At 61.1% G+C, this 21,338-nt stretch carries 23 protein-coding genes; 14 read left to right on the top strand and 9 right to left on the bottom strand.

Annotation, left to right across the window (positions count from 1 at the left end; translation table 11 throughout):
• Positions 1 to 118: 118 nt before the first annotated feature.
• Complete coding sequence (locus BTE54_RS00330) at positions 119 to 1,084, top strand: alpha/beta fold hydrolase (protein ID WP_078051117.1); 966 nt, start codon at positions 119 to 121, stop codon at positions 1,082 to 1,084.
• Positions 1,085 to 1,169: 85 nt separating this feature from the next.
• Here the strand turns inward: BTE54_RS00330 and BTE54_RS00325 are convergent, their stop codons facing one another.
• Positions 1,170 to 1,952, bottom strand: a complete 783-nt coding sequence (locus BTE54_RS00325; RefSeq protein ID WP_198939036.1) for a glycosyltransferase — start codon at positions 1,950 to 1,952, stop codon at positions 1,170 to 1,172.
• Between the two features lie 153 nt (positions 1,953 to 2,105).
• Positions 2,106 to 4,856 (bottom strand): heavy metal translocating P-type ATPase, encoded by a 2,751-nt coding sequence (locus BTE54_RS00320; protein ID WP_078051115.1) that lies wholly within the window; start codon positions 4,854 to 4,856, stop codon positions 2,106 to 2,108.
• Between the two features lie 167 nt (positions 4,857 to 5,023).
• On the opposite strand from BTE54_RS00320, the gene BTE54_RS00315 reads away from it, so the two are divergent.
• Positions 5,024 to 5,932 carry a L,D-transpeptidase gene (locus tag BTE54_RS00315; RefSeq protein WP_078051114.1) on the top strand — a complete coding sequence of 303 codons (909 nt, stop codon included), beginning with the start codon at positions 5,024 to 5,026 and terminating at the stop codon, positions 5,930 to 5,932.
• A 155-nt stretch (positions 5,933 to 6,087) separates the two neighbouring features.
• Entirely contained in the window at positions 6,088 to 6,813 is a 726-nt protein-coding gene (locus BTE54_RS00310; protein WP_065654265.1) for a L,D-transpeptidase, read from the top strand.
• A gap of 236 nt (positions 6,814 to 7,049) precedes the next feature.
• Here the strand turns inward: BTE54_RS00310 and BTE54_RS00300 are convergent, their stop codons facing one another.
• Positions 7,050 to 7,508 carry a MarR family transcriptional regulator gene (locus BTE54_RS00300; protein ID WP_078051112.1) on the bottom strand — a complete coding sequence of 153 codons (459 nt, stop codon included), beginning with the start codon at positions 7,506 to 7,508 and terminating at the stop codon, positions 7,050 to 7,052.
• A gap of 191 nt (positions 7,509 to 7,699) precedes the next feature.
• Here BTE54_RS00300 and BTE54_RS00295 point away from each other — a divergent pair, with 191 nt between their 5' ends.
• From BTE54_RS00295 to BTE54_RS00285, 3 genes are all read left to right on the top strand, one after another.
• A complete protein-coding gene (locus tag BTE54_RS00295; protein ID WP_003509379.1) occupies positions 7,700 to 8,122 on the top strand; it encodes an organic hydroperoxide resistance protein in 423 nt (140 codons plus the stop codon).
• A 108-nt stretch (positions 8,123 to 8,230) separates the two neighbouring features.
• Positions 8,231 to 8,614, top strand: coding sequence for an MbcA/ParS/Xre antitoxin family protein (locus BTE54_RS00290; RefSeq protein ID WP_003522231.1), 384 nt, complete (start codon positions 8,231 to 8,233; stop codon positions 8,612 to 8,614).
• Positions 8,574 to 9,335: an RES family NAD+ phosphorylase gene (locus BTE54_RS00285; protein ID WP_198939035.1), complete on the top strand. Its 762-nt coding sequence runs from the start codon at positions 8,574 to 8,576 to the stop codon at positions 9,333 to 9,335. Before BTE54_RS00290 ends, BTE54_RS00285 begins: the two co-directional genes overlap by 41 nt.
• 23 nt (positions 9,336 to 9,358) lie before the next feature.
• On the opposite strand, the gene BTE54_RS00280 is transcribed toward BTE54_RS00285, so the two are convergent.
• The 3 genes from BTE54_RS00280 to BTE54_RS00270 all read right to left on the bottom strand — a co-directional run bounded on the left by BTE54_RS00280 (position 9,359) and on the right by BTE54_RS00270 (position 12,229).
• Positions 9,359 to 10,873 (bottom strand): ABC-F family ATP-binding cassette domain-containing protein, encoded by a 1,515-nt coding sequence (locus BTE54_RS00280; RefSeq protein ID WP_078051111.1) that lies wholly within the window; start codon positions 10,871 to 10,873, stop codon positions 9,359 to 9,361.
• 384 nt (positions 10,874 to 11,257) lie between these two features.
• The gene (locus BTE54_RS00275; protein ID WP_003522234.1) at positions 11,258 to 11,680 is read right to left on the bottom strand and encodes a YciI family protein; all 423 of its coding nucleotides are present in this window, start codon (positions 11,678 to 11,680) and stop codon (positions 11,258 to 11,260) included.
• Positions 11,681 to 11,782: 102 nt separating this feature from the next.
• On the bottom strand, positions 11,783 to 12,229 hold the full coding sequence (locus BTE54_RS00270) for a MarR family transcriptional regulator (RefSeq protein WP_078051110.1): 447 nt from the start codon (positions 12,227 to 12,229) through the stop codon (positions 11,783 to 11,785).
• 146 nt (positions 12,230 to 12,375) lie between these two features.
• Between BTE54_RS00270 and BTE54_RS00265 the strand changes: the two genes are divergently transcribed.
• The 3 genes from BTE54_RS00265 to BTE54_RS00255 all read left to right on the top strand — a co-directional run bounded on the left by BTE54_RS00265 (position 12,376) and on the right by BTE54_RS00255 (position 14,504).
• Positions 12,376 to 13,104, top strand: coding sequence for a thioredoxin family protein (locus BTE54_RS00265; RefSeq protein ID WP_078051109.1), 729 nt, complete (start codon positions 12,376 to 12,378; stop codon positions 13,102 to 13,104).
• 27 nt (positions 13,105 to 13,131) lie between these two features.
• Complete coding sequence (locus BTE54_RS00260) at positions 13,132 to 13,626, top strand: DUF1579 domain-containing protein (protein WP_020813114.1); 495 nt, start codon at positions 13,132 to 13,134, stop codon at positions 13,624 to 13,626.
• Between the two features lie 98 nt (positions 13,627 to 13,724).
• The gene (locus tag BTE54_RS00255) at positions 13,725 to 14,504 is read left to right on the top strand and encodes a VOC family protein (RefSeq protein ID WP_078051108.1); all 780 of its coding nucleotides are present in this window, start codon (positions 13,725 to 13,727) and stop codon (positions 14,502 to 14,504) included.
• 40 nt (positions 14,505 to 14,544) lie between these two features.
• On the opposite strand, the gene BTE54_RS00250 is transcribed toward BTE54_RS00255, so the two are convergent.
• Positions 14,545 to 15,441, bottom strand: a complete 897-nt coding sequence (locus BTE54_RS00250; protein ID WP_078051107.1) for a LysR family transcriptional regulator — start codon at positions 15,439 to 15,441, stop codon at positions 14,545 to 14,547.
• Between the two features lie 121 nt (positions 15,442 to 15,562).
• Here BTE54_RS00250 and BTE54_RS00245 point away from each other — a divergent pair, with 121 nt between their 5' ends.
• Together BTE54_RS00245 and BTE54_RS00240 are read left to right on the top strand one after the other, a co-directional pair.
• Entirely contained in the window at positions 15,563 to 16,285 is a 723-nt protein-coding gene (locus tag BTE54_RS00245) for an SDR family oxidoreductase (RefSeq protein WP_078051106.1), read from the top strand.
• 12 nt (positions 16,286 to 16,297) lie between these two features.
• Positions 16,298 to 16,648: an Atu4866 domain-containing protein gene (locus BTE54_RS00240; RefSeq protein WP_078051105.1), complete on the top strand. Its 351-nt coding sequence runs from the start codon at positions 16,298 to 16,300 to the stop codon at positions 16,646 to 16,648.
• A gap of 53 nt (positions 16,649 to 16,701) precedes the next feature.
• Here the strand turns inward: BTE54_RS00240 and BTE54_RS00235 are convergent, their stop codons facing one another.
• Entirely contained in the window at positions 16,702 to 18,273 is a 1,572-nt protein-coding gene (locus BTE54_RS00235) for a helicase HerA-like C-terminal domain-containing protein (RefSeq protein WP_078051104.1), read from the bottom strand.
• A gap of 314 nt (positions 18,274 to 18,587) precedes the next feature.
• On the opposite strand from BTE54_RS00235, the gene BTE54_RS00230 reads away from it, so the two are divergent.
• Complete coding sequence (locus tag BTE54_RS00230; RefSeq protein ID WP_065654256.1) at positions 18,588 to 18,980, top strand: hypothetical protein; 393 nt, start codon at positions 18,588 to 18,590, stop codon at positions 18,978 to 18,980.
• 7 nt (positions 18,981 to 18,987) lie between these two features.
• Here the strand turns inward: BTE54_RS00230 and BTE54_RS00225 are convergent, their stop codons facing one another.
• Positions 18,988 to 19,419 carry a helix-turn-helix domain-containing protein gene (locus BTE54_RS00225; protein WP_065654255.1) on the bottom strand — a complete coding sequence of 144 codons (432 nt, stop codon included), beginning with the start codon at positions 19,417 to 19,419 and terminating at the stop codon, positions 18,988 to 18,990.
• A 103-nt stretch (positions 19,420 to 19,522) separates the two neighbouring features.
• Here BTE54_RS00225 and BTE54_RS00220 point away from each other — a divergent pair, with 103 nt between their 5' ends.
• A complete protein-coding gene (locus tag BTE54_RS00220) occupies positions 19,523 to 20,281 on the top strand; it encodes an SDR family oxidoreductase (protein ID WP_059753982.1) in 759 nt (252 codons plus the stop codon).
• 69 nt (positions 20,282 to 20,350) lie between these two features.
• Positions 20,351 to 21,190: an AraC family transcriptional regulator gene (locus tag BTE54_RS00215; RefSeq protein WP_078051103.1), complete on the top strand. Its 840-nt coding sequence runs from the start codon at positions 20,351 to 20,353 to the stop codon at positions 21,188 to 21,190.
• Positions 21,191 to 21,338: the final 148 nt, after the last annotated feature.

Raw genomic sequence — 21,338 nt, 5'->3', positions numbered from 1 at the left:
CTGTCCAGAAATTGCCATGATGGCTGCGAATACATTGTTGTCATTCGCGAATCCGTGATTGGACAGCCTCCCGCCGCAGTGTTGAACTGCTGTTACAACCATCCCTTCAGGTGACCATATGGCAGACAAACGCTTTCTTTCCTCAGCCTTCGGACAGGAAGAGAGCGGCACCGTCTTGCCGGGCCTGACCCGGCGAAGCCTTCTGGCCGGCGCCATGGGGCTGTCGGCGGCCGCATTTTTACCACCCCGTGCGAAAGCGGGCATTGCCGCGCCCGAGGTGTTGCCGCTGGAGCGGCAGGATTATGCGGAGGCACGCAAACGGTTCCACACCCATCTCTTGCGAAAAATGGCTGCGCCGGAAAAATCCTCGGCGCTCGGCACGCCGCCCGGGGCGGAACGGGTCACCTATCCCGGCGGGCCGGATGGCTCCATCGAACTTGTCGCTTGGCTCTCCCATTACCAGCCGTCAAAAACGTTGAAGCCCGCCGTACTTTTTCTTCATGGCGGCAACGCCACCGGAGACGGCCATTGGGCGCTGATGAAGCCCTATTGGGAAGCGGGCTATGTCGTGCTTCTGCCGTCCTTCCGTGGTGAAAACGGCCAGAGCGGCAATTATTCCGGTTTCTACGACGAAACGGCGGATGCGCTGGCGGCGGCCACCTATCTGGAAAACCTTCCCGGTATCGACAGAAACCGCTTCTTCATCGCCGGCCATTCCAATGGCGGCACGCTGACGCTTCTGGCCGCCATGAGCCGCAGGTTCCGCGCCGCAGCACCCATCTCCGCCGGCGTCAATTCCTGGCGTTATTTCAACCGCTATAGCGACGAGATCTGTTTCGACGAGACCGACGAGCGCGAATTCATCATGCGCTCCTCCGTCTGTTTCGGCCCCAGCCTCAAATGTCCGGCGCTGCTTCTACGTGGTACGGAGGAACGGCCTTTCGATGCCGATCACCAGCTTTTCGTGGATCGCGCCCTGACATCCGGCTTCAAGGTCGACAGGAAGCTGTTGCCCGGCACCCATAACGGCGTGGTGCCGCATGCGGTCGAGGAAAGCATCCGCCTTTTCAACGCCTTCGTCTGAAATGCGAACTGTGCCGCTGTCTAGGAACGTCTGAGGTTCAGGAGCACGTCCGGTAAAACCGCTTCGCACGTTTGCCGGAGACGCCCTAGTTCTTGACGATGGACGTCTTGGCCTGCTCCGCCCACCATGCGCCGTCTTTTTTGTCGGCATATTGGGCGCGCTTGTTGGTGAACTGCCCCTGGGTGCACATTTCGCGGTAATTGCGGACCGGCAGGCCGAGCTCCTTGACGACGGCATGCACCACCGTCGGGCCGGTCATGTCATAGACGCTGGCGAGCGTTCCATCTTCGATATTCTGGGAAATACGGTCGGCCATCAGCCTGAGCGCCGGGTGGCCGGGCCTGGAGGCCATGAAGTAATTCGTGATCTCGCCGCTTTTCATGGCGATGAAAACGGCCTCTTCCTGCGAGCCGATCACATCCTCAGGGCGGGCCGCAAAATTGGAATCGATATCGAGATAGATGCCGCCTTCCTGCAACAGCACCAGAATACGCCAGAAATCCGCCTTGGCGGCGCCCACCTGCAGGCGACGGAAGGCGTCGGCGTAACGTCCGGGAAAATGCCGGTCGATATAGGTCTGGCACGCCTCGTCATCATGGTAGCGATATTCGAATTCCGGCGTCAGCCAACGGTTGAACAGGAAATTCGCATAGATCGGCGTCGTTACCCGGTTGGAGTAATTCGTCTGCCAGATGATGCGGGGAATGGCCTTTTTCGATTTCGGGCTGCGTCTGGCTGGCTGATATTGCGGAAGCGTTTTTCTTCTGCCGGGCCGGATGAACAAATCGATGGAAAAGATGACCTTGGCGATGTTTCCACCGATCTTGATCGCGCGGTACGCGATGCGGTTATAGCCATGCTTTGCCAAGTTCAGCGCTCCTGCGCGTGGAATCGATTGTCACGCACGTGGAAACGGCGGTACGCGGTATTTATTGGACGCAATTAGTTTGTCAATATGCCGTAAATGAGACGGCCGGGCCTCGATTGACGAGACCCGGCCGTCTTGCATGCGAATGGAATGTCAGCCCTTGTTGCGGTTGAAATAGCCGAGCAGCCGCATGGCGTTGGCGGTCACCAGAACCGTCGCGCCGGTATCGGCGAAGACGGCGAGCCACAGGCCCGAAACGCCGGTGACGGTGGTGACAAGGAAGACCGCCTTCAGGCCGAGCGCGATGGTCACGTTCTGGCGGATATTGCTCATGGTGGCGCGCGACAGGCCGATCAGGCGGGCGGCGTCGCCGACATTGTTGCGCATCAGCGCGGCGTCCGCAGCTTCCATCGCCACGTCAGTGCCCGAACCGATGGCGACGCCGACGCTGGCCGCCGCAAGGGCCGGCGCATCGTTGATGCCATCGCCCACCATCACCACGGTCTTCTTTTCGGCAAGCTTGCGGATTTCCTCGACCTTGTTCTGCGGCAAGAGTTCACCGCGCGCCTCAAGGCCCAGCTTGTTGCCGATGGCGCGCGCCGTGCGGGCATTGTCACCCGACAGCATCAGCGAGGAAATGCCCATTTCCTTCAGCGCTTTCACGCCTTCGGCCGCATCCTTGCGCGGCTCATCGCGCATGGCGAAGAGGCCGCTTGCCGCGCCGCCGGTCATCACGACCGCCACCGTCTTGCCTTCGCTTTCCAGCGCGGAAATACGGTCGGCCAGTTCCTTCGAGAGGGTGCCGACTTCCGTTGCAAAGCGCGGTGCGCCGATGAACAGGTCTTTCCCGCCGACATTGCCCTGCATGCCGCGACCGGAAATCGCCTTGATGTTGGAGCCGGGCAGGGGCTTCACGCCCAGCTTTTCGGCATGATTGACGATGGCGCGGGCGAGCGGATGGCTCGATTCGTGCTCGATTGTTGCGGCCTGCGCAATCAGCTCGGCCTCGTTGCCGTCCAGCGCCACCACGTCGGTCACGACAGGTTCGCCGAGCGTCAGCGTGCCGGTCTTGTCGAAGGCGACGGTTTCGGTGCGCGCCAGCATTTCGATGACCGCGCCGCCCTTCACCAGCATGCCATGGCGTGCCGCTGCCGAAAGGCTGGAGGCGATGGCGGCGGGAACCGAAATGACCAGCGCGCAGGGGCAACCGATCAGCAGCAGGGCGAGACCGCGATAAATCCACGTATCCCAGTCGCCGAGGCCGACAAGCGGCGGCACGATGATGGTGAGCACCGAGATCGCCACGATCAGCGGCATGTAATAACGCGAGAAGCTCTGGATGAAACGCTCGGTCGGCGCACGCGCATCCTGCGCTTCCTCGACGAGCGTGATGATGCGGGCAATGGTGTTGTCTTCCGGCGCCCGGTCGACGCGGATGCGCAGCGAGCCGTCGTGGTTGATCGAGCCGGCAAAGACGCGCGCGCCTTTTTCCTTGGCGACGGGAATGCTCTCGCCGGTCATCGGCGATTCATCGACGCTCGACTGGCCTTCCATGACAACGCCATCGGCGGCGATACGGTCACCGGGACGCGCCACGACCACCTGGCCGATGCGCACCTGATCGGCGGCGACCTGCCGCAGCGCGCCGTTTTCTTCCACCAGAGCCGTTTTCGGCAGGAGCGAACCGAGCGCCTTGATGCCCGAGCGGGCGCGGGCAGCCGCGAAACCTTCCAGCAATTCGCCGATGGAGAAAAGCAACACGACGATGGCCGCCTCTTCCGCCTCGCCGATGATGATCGCGCCGATGGCGGCAATCGTCATCAGCATTTCGATGGTGAAGACCGCGCCGAAACGGGCGGCGTTGAAGGCGTTCTTCGCGATCGGGAACAGCGTGACCAGCGTGGCGATGATGAAGGCGTAACCGCCCCATGCCGGGAAGCTCAGTTCCGCTCCATAGGCGATGGCGACGAGAACGGTGCCGGTGAAGGTGTTGCGCGCCTTTGCGGTGCGCCACCACGCGCCTTTTTCATCCGCGCCATGGGCGTGCCCCACTTCCGCGCTCTGGGCTGCAGCCACGGGTGCGGGGCCATGCGAATGTTTGGCGTGGTCGTGGCCGGAATGATCATGTTTGGAGTGGTCATGTTTAGAGTGGTCGTGGTCACTATGGTCATGCCCGTCGCAGGAGGCGTGATCGTGTGCGGAATGGTCATGCCCCGAATGGTCGTGATCTGAATGATCATGGTCGTGGTGATGGCCGCCGCATGACCCGTGATCATGGTCGTGATTGTGATCTGCGGCCTTTTCTCGCGCGGTCTTTTCCTGCGGCAGCAGGGCCGGCTTGAAACCGAGTTTGCGCAGCGTGTCCTCGATTTTTTCGACCGGGGTTTTGCTCTCGGCAAGCGAGAGGTTCAGCCTTTCGCGCGCAACGGAAACCTTGACGTCGGCAACGCCGGGCAGGCGGGAAAGCGCGGTCTCGATCTTGGCGGCGCAGCTGCCGCAATCCATGCCGCCGACCGAAAAGGTCAGCGCATTGCTGCTGTCGGCGCTCGCTCCGGTATCGGCATGGTGGCCGCCGCAGGACGAATGATCGTGGTCATCATGACCGTGGCCGTGATGATCCGCTTCGACTTTTGCGCGGGAGACTTTTTCCTGTGGCAGCAAAGCGGGTTTGAAACCGAGTTTGCGCAGCGTGTCTTCGATTTTTTCGACCGAGGTTTTGCTTTCGGCCAGCGAAAGGTTCAGCCTTTCGCGTGCAACGGAAACCTTGACGTCGGCAACGCCCGGCAGGCGGGAAAGCGCGGTTTCGATTTTCGCCGCGCAGCTGCCGCAATCCATGCCGCCAACGGAGAAGGTCAGTGGCTCCCCGTCTTTGCCCTTGATGTTTATGCCTGTCGAAATATTCATGGTTTCCGCTCCTGAATTCCAGTCGACAGCCAATCTGGCACCTCTAGCAACTAGAGCTTCAAGAGCAAAAATGCGGTTTTTCGATTTTTTTTGAAAAACCGACGCCAGCCTCGCGCCAGCCGCACGGTTCATCATGCCGGCAGATTGGATTCCATGAAGCGGTTCAGATGATAGCACTCCTTTTGAAAAACGGTCGCCGGGCGGCCTCTCTGGCGGGGCTTGCCCTGCTGCCTCTCATGAGCGGCTGCCTTTTCGTGACGGATACGACCCGGATGGACCCGGATGTTTTCGTCAGGGAAACGGCGCCGGTATTCAATTTCAACTCCGTCAGCTCCAATCGCCAGCCGGAACTGCCGCCGCAGCCGGGCCAGCTTTCGACGCGCCCGCCGGATCTGTTCAGAACCCGCTTCCATCAGGAATACGGTCCGCCGGTGCGCGGGCAGGGGCTGCAAGCCCCGCAGGTGCAGGGTTCTAACGCGCAGCAGCCGCAGGGCCAGACGATGGCCTATGGCCTGCCTGTCTCCAATCCGCTGCACCGGGTCATGTATGGCCCGATCCGCGATGAGGACCGCTCGCTGCCGGCCATTCCCTATGGCCGCATCGATCCGCGTTATCTGAGGCAGGAAGTGAGCTACCAGACGGCGGAAGCCCCCGGCACGATTATCGTCGATACCAGACAGCATTTTCTCTATCTCGTGCAATCCGGCGGCAAGGCGATCCGTTACGGCGTTGGGCTGGGGCGCGACGGTTATGCCTGGTCGGGCCGTGGCAAGATCCAGTGGAAGGCGAAATGGCCGCGCTGGACGCCGCCCGATGAAATGGTCAAGCGCCAGCCGGAGCTCGCCTCCATCTCCGCCGCCAATGGCGGCATGACGCCCGGTCTCAACAACCCGCTCGGCGCGCGTGCGCTTTATATCTTCAAGGATGGCAAGGACACGCTTTACCGCGTGCATGGCACGCCGGACTGGCAATCCGTCGGCAAGGCGACGTCCTCCGGCTGCGTGCGCATGCTCAATCAGGATGTGATCGATCTCTACGAGCGTGTGCCGCAAGGGGCGCAGATTGTGGTTATCTGAACACGTTCTAAAAGAAAGAGATATTGGACCCATTCCGCCAGCGCCTTGTGACTGGCTTTTAGCGGTCGGTTAACTATTTTCGCAATACGCATGAAACGGAACAAATGACGTACAACGGCGATATAGCCGTTCGAAATGTGGGACAAACCGGCCTTATGACAAGCACCGACACAGATCTTTCCAGACGCACCTTCCTTTCCCTTCTCGGCATCTCCTCCGCTTCGCTTCTCGCAGGCTGCGCCTCGTCGGGCACGGGAGACGCCATTCGCCAGCAGGCGAGCGCCATCGGCAGCGATTTCCGGCAGATGTTCTCGCCGGGCGTCAGCGATGCGGAACTGGCCGTCATGTACGGCTCGGTTGAGGATGGCGGTTACGTCATTCCCGCCGTCCCCTATCAGAAAATCGACCGCCGTTATTACCGCCAGCGGGTTGTCGACCCGACCGGCGAACGTCCCGGCACCGTGGTTGTGGATACGCGCTCGCGCTTCCTTTATGTGGTGGAGCAGGGCGGCAGCGCCATGCGTTATGGCGTCGGCATCGGCCGCGAAGGTTTCGCCTGGTCGGGCGAGGGCGTCATCCAGTGGCGTCAGAAGTGGCCGAAATGGACCCCGCCGGACGAAATGGTCGCCCGCCAGCCGGAACTGGTCAAATATTCCTCCAAGAACGGCGGCATGCCGCCGGGCCTGAAGAACCCGCTCGGCGCCCGCGCCCTTTATATCTTCCAGAACGGCAAGGACACGCTCTACCGTCTGCACGGCTCCCCGGAATGGAACTCCATCGGCAAGGCCGTCTCTTCCGGCTGTGTGCGCCTGATGAACCAGGACGTCATCGATCTTTACGACCGCGTGCCGCAGAAGGCGCGTGTGGTGGTCTGGCAGTAAGCCGGACTTCCCTTGCATAAGAAGGCGGCCTCTGGGGCCGCCTGGTATTGCTCCCGGTGGCGAAACGATGGGCGAAAATGTCTCATCCGCACACCGTCACCCCGGACCTGATCCGGGGTCCAGCGCGATCAAGTCCTTGATCGCAAAAGACTCTTTCACGGCGCAGACGCGCCATGGCTGGATGCCGGATCCAGTCCGGCATGACGTGGAAATGTTGCGCCCTGTTTTTTTCGAGATCACTGACGGCTGAGATTGTCCTTCAGCGCATTCACCCGGTCGCGAATCTGCACCAGCTCTTCCAGCCCGCAGCCGGTGGCGCTGCCGATTGCCGCCATGATCTTCACGCCCTCTTTTTTGAGGTTCGCGCCCTTCGGCGTCAGAGCCACCAGCACCTGCCGCTCATCGACCGTGCCGCGCTTGCGGGTAATCAGCCCCGCATGTTCGAGCCTTTTCAGCAACGGCGACAGCGTGCCCGAATCGAGGCCCAGCATTTCGCCGAGCGCCTTGACGGTGGATGTCTCTTTTTCCCATAGCGCCATCATGACGAGATATTGCGGGTAGGTCAGCCCGATCGGGTCGAGCAGCGGCTTATAGGCGCGCGTGAAGGCGTGTGCCGCGCCATAAAGGGCAAAACATATTTGTTGGTCCAGCCTCAACAGGCTTTCCATCTTCTTCTCGTCGCCCTCTGCGTCCATTTTCCTGCTCCAAAATCAACCGGGGAGGGAACAATCAGCCCCCGCTTTCGGTTCCTGCCGCATGGATGCGCGGCGAAATTTCGTGAAAATTATCGCAAAAAACGATTTCTTATTCAACGTGCAAAATTATATTGCGCACAATTCAATTGTTCGCTATAAGAGCTCAACACCAACCCGAAGGAGTAAATGCCATGCCCATTCTCTACACGACCAAAGCATCCGCCACCGGTGGCCGCGCCGGCAACGCCAAGTCTGAAGACGGCGTTCTCGACGTGACGCTGACCGTTCCGAAGGAACTGGGCGGCGATGGCGCCCGTGGCACCAATCCGGAACAGCTTTTCGCAGCCGGTTATTCCGCCTGCTTCCTGGGCGCGCTGAAATTCGTTGCCGGCAAGGAAAAGGTAAAGATTCCTGAAGACACGACTGTGACGGCAACCGTCGGCATCGGCCCGCGCGAAGATGGCGGCGGTTTCGGCATCGAAGTATCGCTGAAGGCCAATATTCCGGGCGTCGAGCGCGAAGTCGCCGAAAAGCTGGTCGCCGCCGCTCACATCGTCTGCCCGTACAGCCACGCCATGCGCACCTCTACGGAAGTGCCGGTCTCGGTGGCCTGATCCAGTTTGCGTGACTAAGCTATCTGAACAACGGGGCCGGGTTCATCCCGGCCTTCTTGTTTTCAGAAAGAAAAATGCTATATTCTTTCCAAGGAAAGGATATGCGCCATGAATATTCACGCCAGGAGCGCCATGGATCCCGCCTCGCAGGGCAGGGTCGTCACCAAGGCCGTTATCGCCGCCGCCGAGCGGTTGGGCCTGAATGCCGCGCGCACGGCCGATATTCTCGGCGTTTCCGCCCCCACCGTGTCGCGCATGAAACGGCTCGATTTCCTGCTGGAGCCGGGCGCCAAATCCTTCGAGCTTGCGGTGCTGTTGATCCGAGTTTTCCGCTCGCTGGATGCGATTGCCGGCGGCGATGAGGCCGTGGCGAAAAACTGGCTGCGCAATCACAATGTTGCGCTGAACGCCGTGCCTGCCGACAAACTGACCACCATTACCGGATTGATCGATGTCCTCTCCTATCTGGACGCCCGCCGCGCTCCTGTCTGAAAAACGCGCCGTATCGGGAAAATACTGGCGGCTGGTGGAGGCGCAGCATCAGGTCTCCACCATGAAACTGGTGGATACGGTGGAGGAGCAATCGCTGCTGGAAGATATTCTGGAGACGAGCAAGCGGCCGTTTCCGCCGGAATGCGCCGGTTTCGATTATCTTCTCGCCACGCCCTTCCGGTATGGAGCCGCCTATCCGCACGGTTCGCGCTTCCGCCGCGCGGGCTATACCGAGGGCGTTTATTACGCCGCCCAGAAGGTGGAGACGGCGCTCGCCGAAATGGCCTTTTACCGGCTGCTGTTCTATGCCGAATCGCCGGGCACGCCGCTGCCTGCCAATCCCGCCGACTATTCCGCCTTCGCCGCCCGTATCGCTACCGATGCGGCGCTCAACCTGACGAAACCGGAACTGAGCCGGGATGCTCGCCTGTGGACCGATCTACAGAATTACGAGCCGTGCCAGGCGCTGGCCGATCAGGCGCGTCTGGCGAAGATCGAGGCTATCCTCTATCGCTCGGTACGCGACCCCGCCGGCGGCCTCAACATCGCGGTTCTGTCGCCGAAGGCTTTTGCCGCGAAGACATCGGTGGAGCGGATGAGCTGGCGTATCCACCTGTCGAAAACGGGAGTGCAGGCGCTCTGCGAATTTCCGATGCGCAGAACGGGTTTTGCGGTTTTGGATTTCGCCGGCGATCCACGCCTCGCCAGCCTTTTGGGCTGACGGGCGTGTGCTTTTCAAGACCATCAGGCCGAGGCGAAAAACCCTTCCGGATCATCGACTTCCACCAGCCTGCGCTTGTCGATCAGCCAGAAGCGGGTTCCGACAGCCCGCACGAAACTCCTGTCATGCGAGACGAACACGCAGCTGGCTTCGCGGCTGATGATTTCCGTCTCCAGCGCTTCCTGCCCCTCAATATCCAGATGGTTGGTGGGCTCGTCCAGCAGATAGAAATTCGGCTCCGCCAACCGCAGCGCCAGCATCGCAAGCCGCGCCTTCTGCCCGCCGGAAAGCGCGGCGATGCGGCGTTTCTGCATTTCCATGTCGATGCCTGCGCCCGCGAGCAGACCATGGATGCGCTGGTCGCCAATATCGAAGCGGCGGGATAGCAGCGAAACGGGCGTGCTGTCGTCATCGATTTCGGCGAGCGACTGGTCGACATATCCGGCCACCAGCGAGGGCGTGGCCTTGATGCCGTCCTGTATCTGGCCTGCGCCCGATACGGCCGCCTGCAGAAGCGACATCAGCCGCGTTTTGCCGACGCCGTTGCGGCCGAGAATGACGATGCGGTCCCCCTGACGGACAAATTGCCGGCCGGTGCGAAACAGCACTGTTCCGTCCGGCGTCGAGACCGGCGCGTCTTCCAGAGTGACCAGAACCCTGGCATGGGTGCCGCGATTGGCGAGCTGGATCTTGCCGGCGGATCGCTCGATATGGGCGGGCCGGGCCTTTTCCTCGATCTTTTCCGCCCGCTCACGCAATTGCTTGGTCTTGACGGTCAGAAGATCGCTGCCGGAATTGATGCCGATATTGTTGAGTTTGGCGGCCTGCCGGCGCAATTGCTGGGCGGTTTTCATGTCGCGCTGGAAACGCCGCTCATCGGCGGCATCCTCTTCTTCCAGCACCGCCCGTGCGTGGCCATAGGGCAACCGGAACAGCGCTGAATTTTCCGGCCGCAGGAACAGCGTGCTCCTGGTAACATTGTCGAGAAAGGCGCGGTCATGGCTGACGATGATGACAGCCGTATCGCGCGGCAATTCACCGAGCCAGTTTTCCAGCACATTGATCTTTTCGAGGTCGAGATGGTTGGTCGGCTCGTCGAGCAGCAGCACATCCGGCCCGGTGATCCAAGCCCGCGCCAGCATGGCAAGCCTCTGCCAGCCACCGCTCAATTCTTTCAGGCGGCGCTCGCGGAACGGCTCCGGCACCAGCATGGCGTCGAAAATAATGTCGGCGCGCCAGCTCTCGCTGTCGATCGTATCCGCCGGCAGGGCGGAAAGCACGGCGTCCCGCATCGTCCGTTCCATGAGCGGCAAGGGTAGATGCTGGTGGACGATGGACTGCGTCAGTCCGCGCAGCCGGGTGATATCGCCGCTGGTGGGCTCCATGTCACCGGAAAGGCAATGGAGAAGGGTGGATTTGCCGCAGCCATTGGCGGCGACGATGCCGATGCGGTCTCCCGCATTCACCGTGAGGCTGAGACTGGAAAAAAGCGGCTTGCCCAGAATGATTCCGAGGTTTCGAAGCGTGATGATGGTCATGAAGTCGTCTCTGGCAAGACGGACCCGCGACGAACCGTGGTCTGCCGCAGGCAGTACGGGGTTTCGGTTCGGGGTGATCCGTCGTGAAAACATGCGCAACGGCAGACAAGCTGCATTCTGCGCGGCCTTTTGGGCAAACCAGAGTGTTGGTGTTCCGGTCAGCCCTGCAAACGTGTCCGCAGGGCAAAAAGGTGGCAGAGCTGACGATTGCGCCAGAAGCAGGAAATATCCATGCGAAGCCTCCTTTCTTGAAACGGGTTGAACCGCTTCACCATTAACAGCGGCGGTTGTTCGAGGCAACGGCTTTTGCAATGGCAGGCGGTGGGGGAGAATGCGGCAAGCCCGCACTCTCCCGTTTTAATCCGGCGCTCGGCTGAGCGGCCTTTATTGCTTCGCGACACGCGCGCGCAGTTCTTCGACATGCGCGGCGATTTCCGGCGTTACGGCGTCGCCGAAGTCTTCCATTTCGAACATCGGGCGGATTTCGATTTCGCTGCGCTCCAGCATCGGGTTCGGGCAGCGTTTCACCCAGGCCACGGCCTCGTCCATGTCCTTCACAGTCCAGATCCAGAAGCCGGCGACCAGCTCGTTGGTGTGCGGGAAGGGGCCGTCGATCACCGTGCGGCTGTCGCCGTCGAACACAACCCTCTTGCCCTTGGAGGAGGGATGCAGGCCGTCGCCGGATTGCATGATGCCGGCATTGACCAGTTCCTCGTTGAATTTTCCCATCGCCTCGATCAGCTCGGTCGTGGGCATGACGCCGTCTTCGCTGCTTTTGGTGGCTTTTACAAAAACGATTGCACGCATGATCATTCCTCCTTGATTGCGCTTTCTTCGTAGTTTCGCTCCCCGGCACGACGGCCGGATGACATTGTCGCCGACAAAAGTGGCGCCATGCCGTCAATCCTGTCAGCCGAGGTCGACAAGGTCACGGCGCAGCCGGTCGGGGTCGCCGCTGCCGATGCGGGCTTCGATTTCGGCATGGGTCTGTTCCCAGATGGGGAAGGCGGCGGCGAGCACGGCCATGCCGTCCGCCGTCAGCCGCAGCCGCTTGCCGCGCTTGTCCTTCGGGTCCTGCTCGATGCTGACCAGCCCGCGCCGCTCCAGCGGCTTCAGCGCCGCCGTCAGCGTCGTGCGGTCCATGGCCAGAAGATTGGCGACCGGTCCCATCGGCGGCGGCTCCGGCCGGTTGAGCGACATCAGCAGCGAAAATTGTCCATTGTTGATCCCGACCGGCTTCAGCGCAGTGTCGAACAGCCGCGCCAAAGCGCGGGCGGCGCGCTGTGCATGCAGACAGAGGCAGGCGTCCCGCACGAAAAGAGTTGTCGAAAAAGGAAGCACACTGGCGTTTGACATGCGCTAAATATGTTGATATCAACCTAATTAGTCAAGCGGAACTCGATGTCCGGCTGACGATTTATTAGTTTTCATGCAAGAACAGGCGCGGTGTCCCGAAAGCGGGGCGGCGCCGTGGTGCAAGACGGATCCAAGGAGGAAAGATCATGCCCCATCCCGTCGTTTCGAATGAAGAGTGGCTTGCGGCCCGCCGCGATCTGCTGGTGAAGGAAAAGGAACTGACCCGCGCCCGTGACAGGCTGAACGAGGCCCGGCGTGCGCTGCCCTGGGAAGAGGTGACGAAGGATTATATCTTCGATGCCCCTTCCGGCCCCAAATCGCTGAAGGAACTGTTCGGCACCTGCAGCCAGCTCATCGTCTATCACTTCATGCTGGCGCCGGACTGGGAGGAGGGCTGCGTCGGTTGCTCCTTCTTTGCCGATCATGTCGACGGCGCGCTGATCCACCTCAAGCATGGCGATGCGGGTTTCGTTGCGGTTTCGCGCGCGCCGCTTGAGAAGATCGAAAGTTACAGGAACCGCATGGGCTGGAAATTCCCCTGGGTTTCGGCCGAAGGCAGCGATTTCAACTACGATTATCAGGCCTCGTTCCGCGACGAGGACATGGCCAAAGGTGAAATCACCTACAATTACCGTGACATGGCGCCCTATGGCGACCTGAAGGACCTGCACGGTATCAGCGTTTTCGCCAGGGGCGACGACGGCAAGATCTACCACACCTATTCCACTTACGCCCGCGGCGCGGAACAGACGCTCGGCACGCTGATGCTGCTCGATCTGGTGCCAAAAGGCCGTAACGAAGAGGAGGTAATGGATTGGGTGCGCCGCCACGACCAGTATGAGGACGCGCCGAAGGCGGCAGCCTGCTGCCACTGAAAACGGACGGACGAGGAGGAAACAACAATGGAAATGGAAATCGCCAAGCCGCAGAAGGAACATGAGTTCCTCAAGAGGATCGTCGGAGACTGGGTCATGACCTCCAGTTCCGGCCATGAGGGCTACGATGCCGACGACCCGTCGCAGCAATTCACCGAGACCGTCCGCTCCGTCGGTGGCTTGTGGATCATCGGCAACGGCACCGGCAAGATGCCTGACGGCACGGATATGACGGCTGTGATCACGGTCGGTTTCGACCCGGCCAAGGGCAATTTCGTCGGCACCTGGGTAGGGTCGATGATGACCAATCTCTGGGTCTACAAGGGCTGGCTGGAAGAGGACGGCAAGACCCTGACGCTGGAAGCGGAAGGCCCGGCCTTCGACGGTTCCGGCCGCACCGATACCTATCACGACGTGCTGGTGCTGCATGACGACAATCACCGCAGCTTTTCCGGCAGCGTCAGGCAGCCGGACGGCACATTCAAGACCTTCATGACATCGGAATTCCGCCGCAAGGCCTGAGGCCCTGCGAAAATTCATCCGAAGACCACCGGCGCCGCCGCATCCTGCGGCGGTCGCTTGCCGAAACACACCCGCCAAACCCTCCATAGGAGACGACAATGTCCGATACACATGGAAAATTCATCTGGGTCGAGCTGATGACGCCCGACATGGAAGCGGCAGCCCGCTTTTATGGTCATGTCGTCGGCTGGCAGACCAAGGATTTCGGCTCGCCGGAAATGCCCTATCTGGTGCTGGAGGCCGATGGCAAGGGCATGGGCGGCGTCATGGAGCTGACCGACGAGCACAAGGGCCAGGGCATTCCCCCGAACTGGACCGCCTATGTCGATGTCGACGATGTGGACGCCACGGCGAAACAATTCGCTGAAAAGGGCGGCGCGGTCAGGCGTCCGCCGCAGGATATTCCCGAAATCGGCCGCTTCGCCGTGGTCGCAGATCCCTTCGGTGCGGTGCTCTGCATCATGACGCCGCTGCCGATGGAAACCGGCGGTTTCCCCGAGGATATGCAGGAAAAGCAGGGCCATGTCGGCTGGCATGAGCTCTTTACCGAGAATGTCGATGAGGCCATGGCCTTTTATGGCGATGTGTTCGGCTGGACCAAGGACCATGATTTCGACATGGGCGACATGGGCCCGTACCGCATCTTCGCCCATAAGGGCAGGGCTGTCGGCGGCATGATGAAACGCATGCCGCAGGTCCCCGTCTGCCATTGGGGTTATTATTTCAATGTGGACGGTATCGATGACGCCATCACCCGCGTCAGCACCGGTGGCGGCCAGGTCGTCAACGGCCCGATGGAGGTTCCCGGCGAAAGCTGGATCGTCAATTGCGTCGATCCGCAGGGCGCTTATTTCTCGCTGGTTTCGCAGAGGAAATAGCCCTGTTTTCTAACGGTCTGCCGGGGCTCGCTCCGGCAGATTACCGCTCTCTCGACAGGCGGACGTGATCGATGAAGGCGCGCAGCTTCGGCGCAAGATTGCGGCGGCTGGGATAATAGAGATAAAATCCAGCAAAGCTCGGGGAGTGGTCTTCCAGCATGGAAACGAGCTGCCCGCTTTCCAGATAGGGGCGGAACGTCTCTTCCATACCGAAGGTGATGCCCGCACCGGCGCAGGCCAGCTTGATCATCAGCTGCATGTCGTTGGTGGTGAAGGCCGGCTCCACCGCCACTGCAAATTCGCGGCCGTTTTCCGCAAATTCCCACCTGTATGGCGCCACACCCGGACGGGCTCGCCAGCCGATACACCTGTGTCCTATCAATTCGCGGGGCTGCGCCGGCAGGCCGAAGCGGTCCCGATAGCGCGGCGAGCAGACGGCGAGCTGTCGTTGCGGCGCGGAAACCGGAACCGCAATCATGTCCTGCGCGATCAGTTCTCCAAGACGCACGCCGGCATCGTAGTGCTCGGCGACGATATCGAATTCCTCGTCCGTCACGACGATATCGAGCTGCACTTCGGGATGTATTTCCGCAAAGCGCGCAAGCAATGGTCCGGATAAAAAGCGCTCGGCTATCGAGGACACCGCAAGCCGCAACTGCCCGCGCACGGCGCCGCTCAGGGACGACGCGGCATTGGCAGCCTCAACGAGAGTGCCGATGGATGGCGAGACATCCGCATAAAGCTGCTGTCCCGCTTCCGTCAGGCTGACGCTGCGCGTCGTGCGCTGCACCAGCGCTATTCCCATCGTTTCTTCAAGCTTGCGGATGGTCTGGCTGACGGCGGAGCGGGTTACGCCGAGCCTGTCTGCAACGGCGCGAAAGTTGCGCTCCTCGGCAACCATGCAGAATGTCGAAAGCGCGTTGAGATCGATATTCATTGGTTAGAAATTCTACTCATTGAGGTTATGATTGAGGCGGTTATCACGACAATGCCCAAGCTTTATCTTCTCCGCAATGGCCGCTTCCAGAAAAGCCGGCCATAACACCAAGGAGAAAGCCATGACATTGAACAAAGTCGTTCTCATCACAGGTGCATCGAGCGGGATCGGTGAGGGTATCGCAAGGGAACTGGCCGCCGCCGGGGCGAAGCTGGTGCTGGGTGCGCGCCGCATGGACCGCTTGCAGGTGCTTGCCGAAGAATTGCGCGGGAATGGCGCCGAGGTCGTCATCCAGCCGCTGAACGTGACCGACAGACAGAGCGTCGAGGCCTTTGCGGAGGCGGGGCGCAAGGCTTTCGGGCAGGTCGACGTCATTGTCAACAATGCCGGCATCATGCCGTTGTCGCTGATGTCGTCCCTAAAGGTCGACGAATGGGACCGCATGATCGACGTCAACATCAAGGGCGTGCTTTATGGCGTCGCCGCCGTTCTGCCCGAGATGACCACCCGCGCTTCCGGCCACATCATCAACATCGCCTCCATCGGTGCGCTCGCCGTTTCGCCAACGGCGGCCGTCTATTGCGCCACGAAATTTGCCGTGCGGGCGATTTCGGACGGGTTGCGGCAGGAAAACCGCGACCTGCGTGTGACCTGCATTCACCCCGGCGTGGTGGAAAGCGAACTTGCCCACACCATCACCGATCCAGCTGCTGCGGAACTGATGCAGACCTATCGGGCCATCGCCCTGAAGCCCGACGCCATCGGCCGCGCGGTGCGCTACGCCATCGAGCAACCCGACGATGTGGACGTCAATGAAATCGTCGTGCGACCCACCGCCGCTTAAGGAGGATTGGCAATGAACATTGTTTCGACATCCGTTGCGCTTCTGCTCGCAACGGCTTCCACCGATACCGGCTCCAGCAAAACGAGCAACGCCATGGACGTGAATATGACCGAAACGTCGCAAACTCGGAACCACCCCTATATCGGCATGTGGGTCACCGGCGATGGCCACATTCGCCAGGAACTTCTGCCCAATGGCCGGTATGACGAGGCGCGGGGCAACCGCAAAAGCGCCTATCAGGGACGGTATGAGGTGAAGGGAAACCATATCGACTATTGGGACGATACCGGCTTCACCGCCGACGGCGAATTCGTCGACGATGTGCTTTATCACGGCGGCATGATCTTCTATCGCCAGAAGTAAGTCCCGCCAATCAAGCGCCGCCCGCCCCATCGAGGGCGGGCGGCGTATCTGTTTTATCGCTTCAAACTACCGAGAATCCCGCGCACGATGGCGCGGCCGACCGAGGTTGCAACCGAGCGGGCCGCGCTTTTCATCGCCGCCTCGATCACCGTTTCGCGCTGGTATCCGGTCTTGCGTGCGCCGCCATTGCGCGAGCCGGTGGAGGCCGGTGCGGGTTCTTCATCGCCGAAGCCGGGCAGGCGCCAGCGGCCGGACGCGCTCTCGGACTGGCTGGCGGCGTTTTCTTCTTCCGCGCGTCTGGCAGCTTCTGCATCGGCAGCCTTCTGGGCGCGGGCGGCGAGGATTTCGAAGGCCGATTCCCGGTCGATATCCTTGTCATATTGCCCGGCGACGGGGCTCACATCGATCAGGGACTTGCGCTCCGCATCGGTGAGCGGCCCGACACGGCCGGATGGCGGACGTACCAGCGTGCGCTCGACGATGGAGGGAGCGCCCTTGTCGTGCAGGGTGGAAATCAGCGCCTCACCGGTGCCGAGCGTGGTGATGGTGTCGGCGGTGTTGAAGGCCGGGTTCTGCCGGAAGGTGTCGGCCGCGGTGCGCACCGCCTTCTGCTCGCGCGGCGTATAGGCGCGAAGCGCGTGCTGCACGCGATTGCCGAGCTGGGCGAGAACGGTTTCCGGCACGTCGAGCGGGTTCTGCGTCACGAAATAGACGCCCACGCCCTTGGAGCGGATAAGCCGCACCACCTGTTCCACACGTTCCACCAGCACCCGCGGCGCATCGTTGAAGAGCAGATGCGCCTCGTCGAAGAAGAACACCAGACGCGGCTTTTCCGGGTCGCCTACTTCCGGCAGCTCTTCGAACAGTTCCGAAAGCATCCAGAGCAGGAAGGTGGCGTAAAGGCGCGGGTTCATCATCAGCCGGTCGGCGGCGAGAACAGAAATCGTGCCGCGCCCATCCGTGCCCACACGCATGATGTCGGCGATCTTCAGCGCCGGTTCGCCGAAGAAATTCGCCGCGCCCTGCTGTTCCAGAACCAGCAGCCCGCGCTGCAGCGAACCGACCGAGGCCTTGGAAATCAGGCCGAACTGGTTGGAAAGCTCGGTTGCGTTTTCGCCCATATAGTTCAGGAGCGATTGCAGGTCTTTCAGATCGAGCAGCGGCAGTCCGCCCTGATCGGCAATCTTGAAGGCGATGTTGAGCACGCCTTCCTGCGCTTCCGAAGCATCCATCAACCGGGCAAGCAGCAGCGGCCCCATTTCGGCGATGGTGGCGCGCACGCGATGGCCTTTTTCACCGTAGAGATCCCAGAAGATCACCGGCGATTTGCCATAAGCAAAATCGGTGAAGCCAATCTGCTCGGCGCGTTTCTGCACCCAGTCCTTGGCTTCGCCCTGCGCGGCGATGCCGGAAAGGTCGCCCTTGATGTCGGCGCAGAAAACCGGCACACCGGCCTTGGAAAAACCTTCGGCCAGAACCTGCAACGTCACGGTCTTGCCCGTTCCCGTCGCGCCGGTGATGAGGCCGTGGCGGTTGCCGAATTTCAGCTCCAGATATTCGCCCTTGTTCAGGCTGTCGTCCGGATTGCGGCTGGTCCCGATATAGAGCTGTCCGTCCTGCAACATCGACCATTTTCTCCTGCGGCTGGTGCATGACCCTTAAAATCGCGATGGATTTCGCAAAAGTCATCTCCGAATTTAAAACGTCACTACCATGTTGCGGCCACTTCTGACGATAGCGGCCTTTTCATAGCTTGGTTGTGATGATCTTATAAGGACAGTTTCAAGGCGCAACAACTGCTTGATGGCGATGAATAAAAACCGCTTGATGAAAGTTGCCGCACCTGACCCTGGCCGCTTGAATGCGGCATGATATTGTTTTACGTTGACGTTAACGTCAGTTATTCGATGTTGGCGTCGTTTTTCAACAGGAGGCAAGAATGAACGAAGTCGTAAGCCAGATCGCCGAGAAGGCGGGAATAAGCCCCGAACTGGCCGAAAAGGCCATTGGCATGATTCTCGGTTTTCTCCAGCGCGAGGCTGCAGACGGCCCGATCGCCCGCATGATCGAAGCCATACCCGGCGCCAGCGAACTGGTGGCGCAATATAATGGCGAAGGTGCCGGCGGCGGCGGTCTGCTCGGCGGCCTGATGAGCGCGATCGGCGGCGGCGGCATCATGGGGCTGGGCCAGCAACTGATGAGCCAGGGCCTCGGCATGAGCGAGATTTCCACGCTCGCCAAGGAAACCATCTCCGTTGCCCGCCAGCATGCGGGTGATGAGGTTGTCGATCAGGTGATCGCCTCGGTTCCGGGCCTCAGCCAGTTCGCCTGAGGCGAAACTACTCCATAGCGGGGCGCGGCGGCTGTTCGTTGAACAGGCGCCGCGCCTCTTCTATTTCGGCATGGTGCGTTTCCGCCCATATCCAAACGCCGCAAAAGGCGCTCCCCAGCGTGCGGCCGAGGTTCGTCAGGCCGTAATCCACATGCGGCGGAATAACGGGATGCACGGTGCGGCGCACCAGCCCGTCGCTTTCCATCTGCCGCAGCGTTTTCGTCAGCATCTTCTGGCTGATATTGCCGACCAGCCTGCCGATCTGCGTGAAGCGCAGCGTGCCATGCTCTTCCAGCACTTCCAGAATGAGCATCGTCCATTTGTCGGCCACCTTGGCAATGATGTCCTGAACCAGCGCCTCTATTGCCGGATCGGTATCCGCGGGCGGCGGAACCTTGCGCCGGCTTTCGATGGCCGGGTCGGCGGGGTGCCGTTTCATCTTACACTCTCCTTTTGGTAAGTATAAATCTTTTGGGTGCCTACTTTCGATTGGAGAGTATAATAGCTAACTTCCTTTCAGCCAACAAGCAAAGGATGTTCCAATGAAAATCGCTGATAACACCATTCTCATCACCGGCGGCGGTTCCGGCATCGGCCGGGCGCTGGCGGAGGCGTTTCACAAGGCCGGCAACCGGGTCATCATTTCCGGCCGCCGCAAGGCCGTGCTCGACGAGGTGACGGCCGCTAACCCCGGCATGGCCTCGATGGTGATGGACGCGACGGACGCCGCAGGCATCCGCGCGTTTGCCGAAGCTCTGGTAAAGGCCCATCCGACCCTCAACGCCGTCATCAACAATGCCGGCATCATGCGGCCGGAAGACATCGCCGCAGCACCGGATTATCTCGACACGGCCGAAGAAACCATCGCCACCAATCTTCTAGCACCCATTCGCCTGACGGCGGCGCTATTGCCGCATTTCCTAAAACAGCCTGCCGCCACGGTTCTGACGGTTTCTTCCGGCCTCGCTTTTGTGCCCATGGTGCTGACGCCCACCTACAGCGCCACCAAATCGGCCATCCATGCCTATTCGGTCGCGCTGCGCGAGCAGCTGAAGGAAACGCCGGTGGAGGTCATCGAAATCGTGCCGCCCTATGTGCAGACGACGTTGATGGGCGAGGGGCAGGCGAGCGACGAAAGGGCCATGCCGCTCGACGCCTTCATTTCCGAGGTGATGGATATTCTTGAAAATCGCCCGGATGAGAAGGAAGTGGTGGTGGAACGCTGCAAGCCGCTGCGTTTCGCCGCGCAGAACGGCAATTTCGATCAGGTCTTCGCCATGATCAATCATATGCATCCGTAAACGCCGCATCTGTCTCGACTGGGCATCCTGTGATAGCGTCGCGCTCTAATCTGCGGAGCGCGCGCTGTCATGGCCCAAGGCCGGTTCCTGATGCCGAAAACCATTCTGCCCGGTGTCGTCGCCGTGGCGGCGGATAGCGACCGTTCCTTTCCGCGCCACATGCACGATCAGTTCGGCATCGGTCTTATCGAACGCGGGGCGCAGAAATCGCTCTCCGGCCGCGGCATGGTGGAAGCGAGCGCCGGCCATCTCATCACCGTCAATCCGGGCGAGGTGCATGACGGTATTCCGCTCGGGGAGGGCGGCCGCGCCTGGCGGATGCTCTATCTCGACATCGATATCGTCCGCGACGCCATTGCCGATATCGGCGAGACGGATCGCGGCGCGTTCGAATTTGCCTATCCCGTGGATATCAGGCCGCTGGCGAAGCGGTTCAACGCTGTCTTCGCAGCCATGACGGCAAGGGAACGGCCGGGCGAAACCCTTCGTTTCGACGAGACCCTGCTGACGCTTCTGGCGGGCGCGATGGAGACGGCGGCGAAGCCGGGCGAAATCGCCGCACCCGAGAATATAAGGCGGGCGAAAAGCCACATCGACGACGAGCCCTGCCGGCCGTTCCGCCTCGCCGATCTCGCCGCAGAGGCCGGCATGAGCCAGTTTCGCTTCCTGCGCGCTTTCGCCCGGGCGACCGGGCTCACGCCGCACAGCTATCTTCTCCAGCGGCGCGTCCATGCGGCACGCCATGCACTGGCCAGAGGCACGCCGCCCGCCGAGGCGGCCTTTGCCGCCGGTTTTGCCGACCAGAGCCATCTGAACCGGTTCTTCGTGCGGCAATTCGGGGTTACGCCGGCGGTTTACCGGGCGGCGACAGGTGGCGGATCGTCGCTCTCTTCCGTCATGCCGGACTAGATCCGGCATCCAGCCACGGCGCGTCTGCGCCGTGAAAGGAGTCTTTCGTGGTCAAGGACTTGACCACGCTGGACCCCGGCTCGGGTGACGGTGTGCGGATGTGGCGCTGCAATTTCATCCAAGACACCCGCCCCACGCACCCTCATGC

This window comes from Agrobacterium sp. YIC 4121 (assembly GCF_002008205.1).
GTDB lineage: Bacteria > Pseudomonadota > Alphaproteobacteria > Rhizobiales > Rhizobiaceae > Agrobacterium > Agrobacterium leguminum.
The sequence above is the reverse complement of the archived record's forward strand: the minus strand, read 5'-3'. Positions and strand labels throughout refer to the sequence as shown.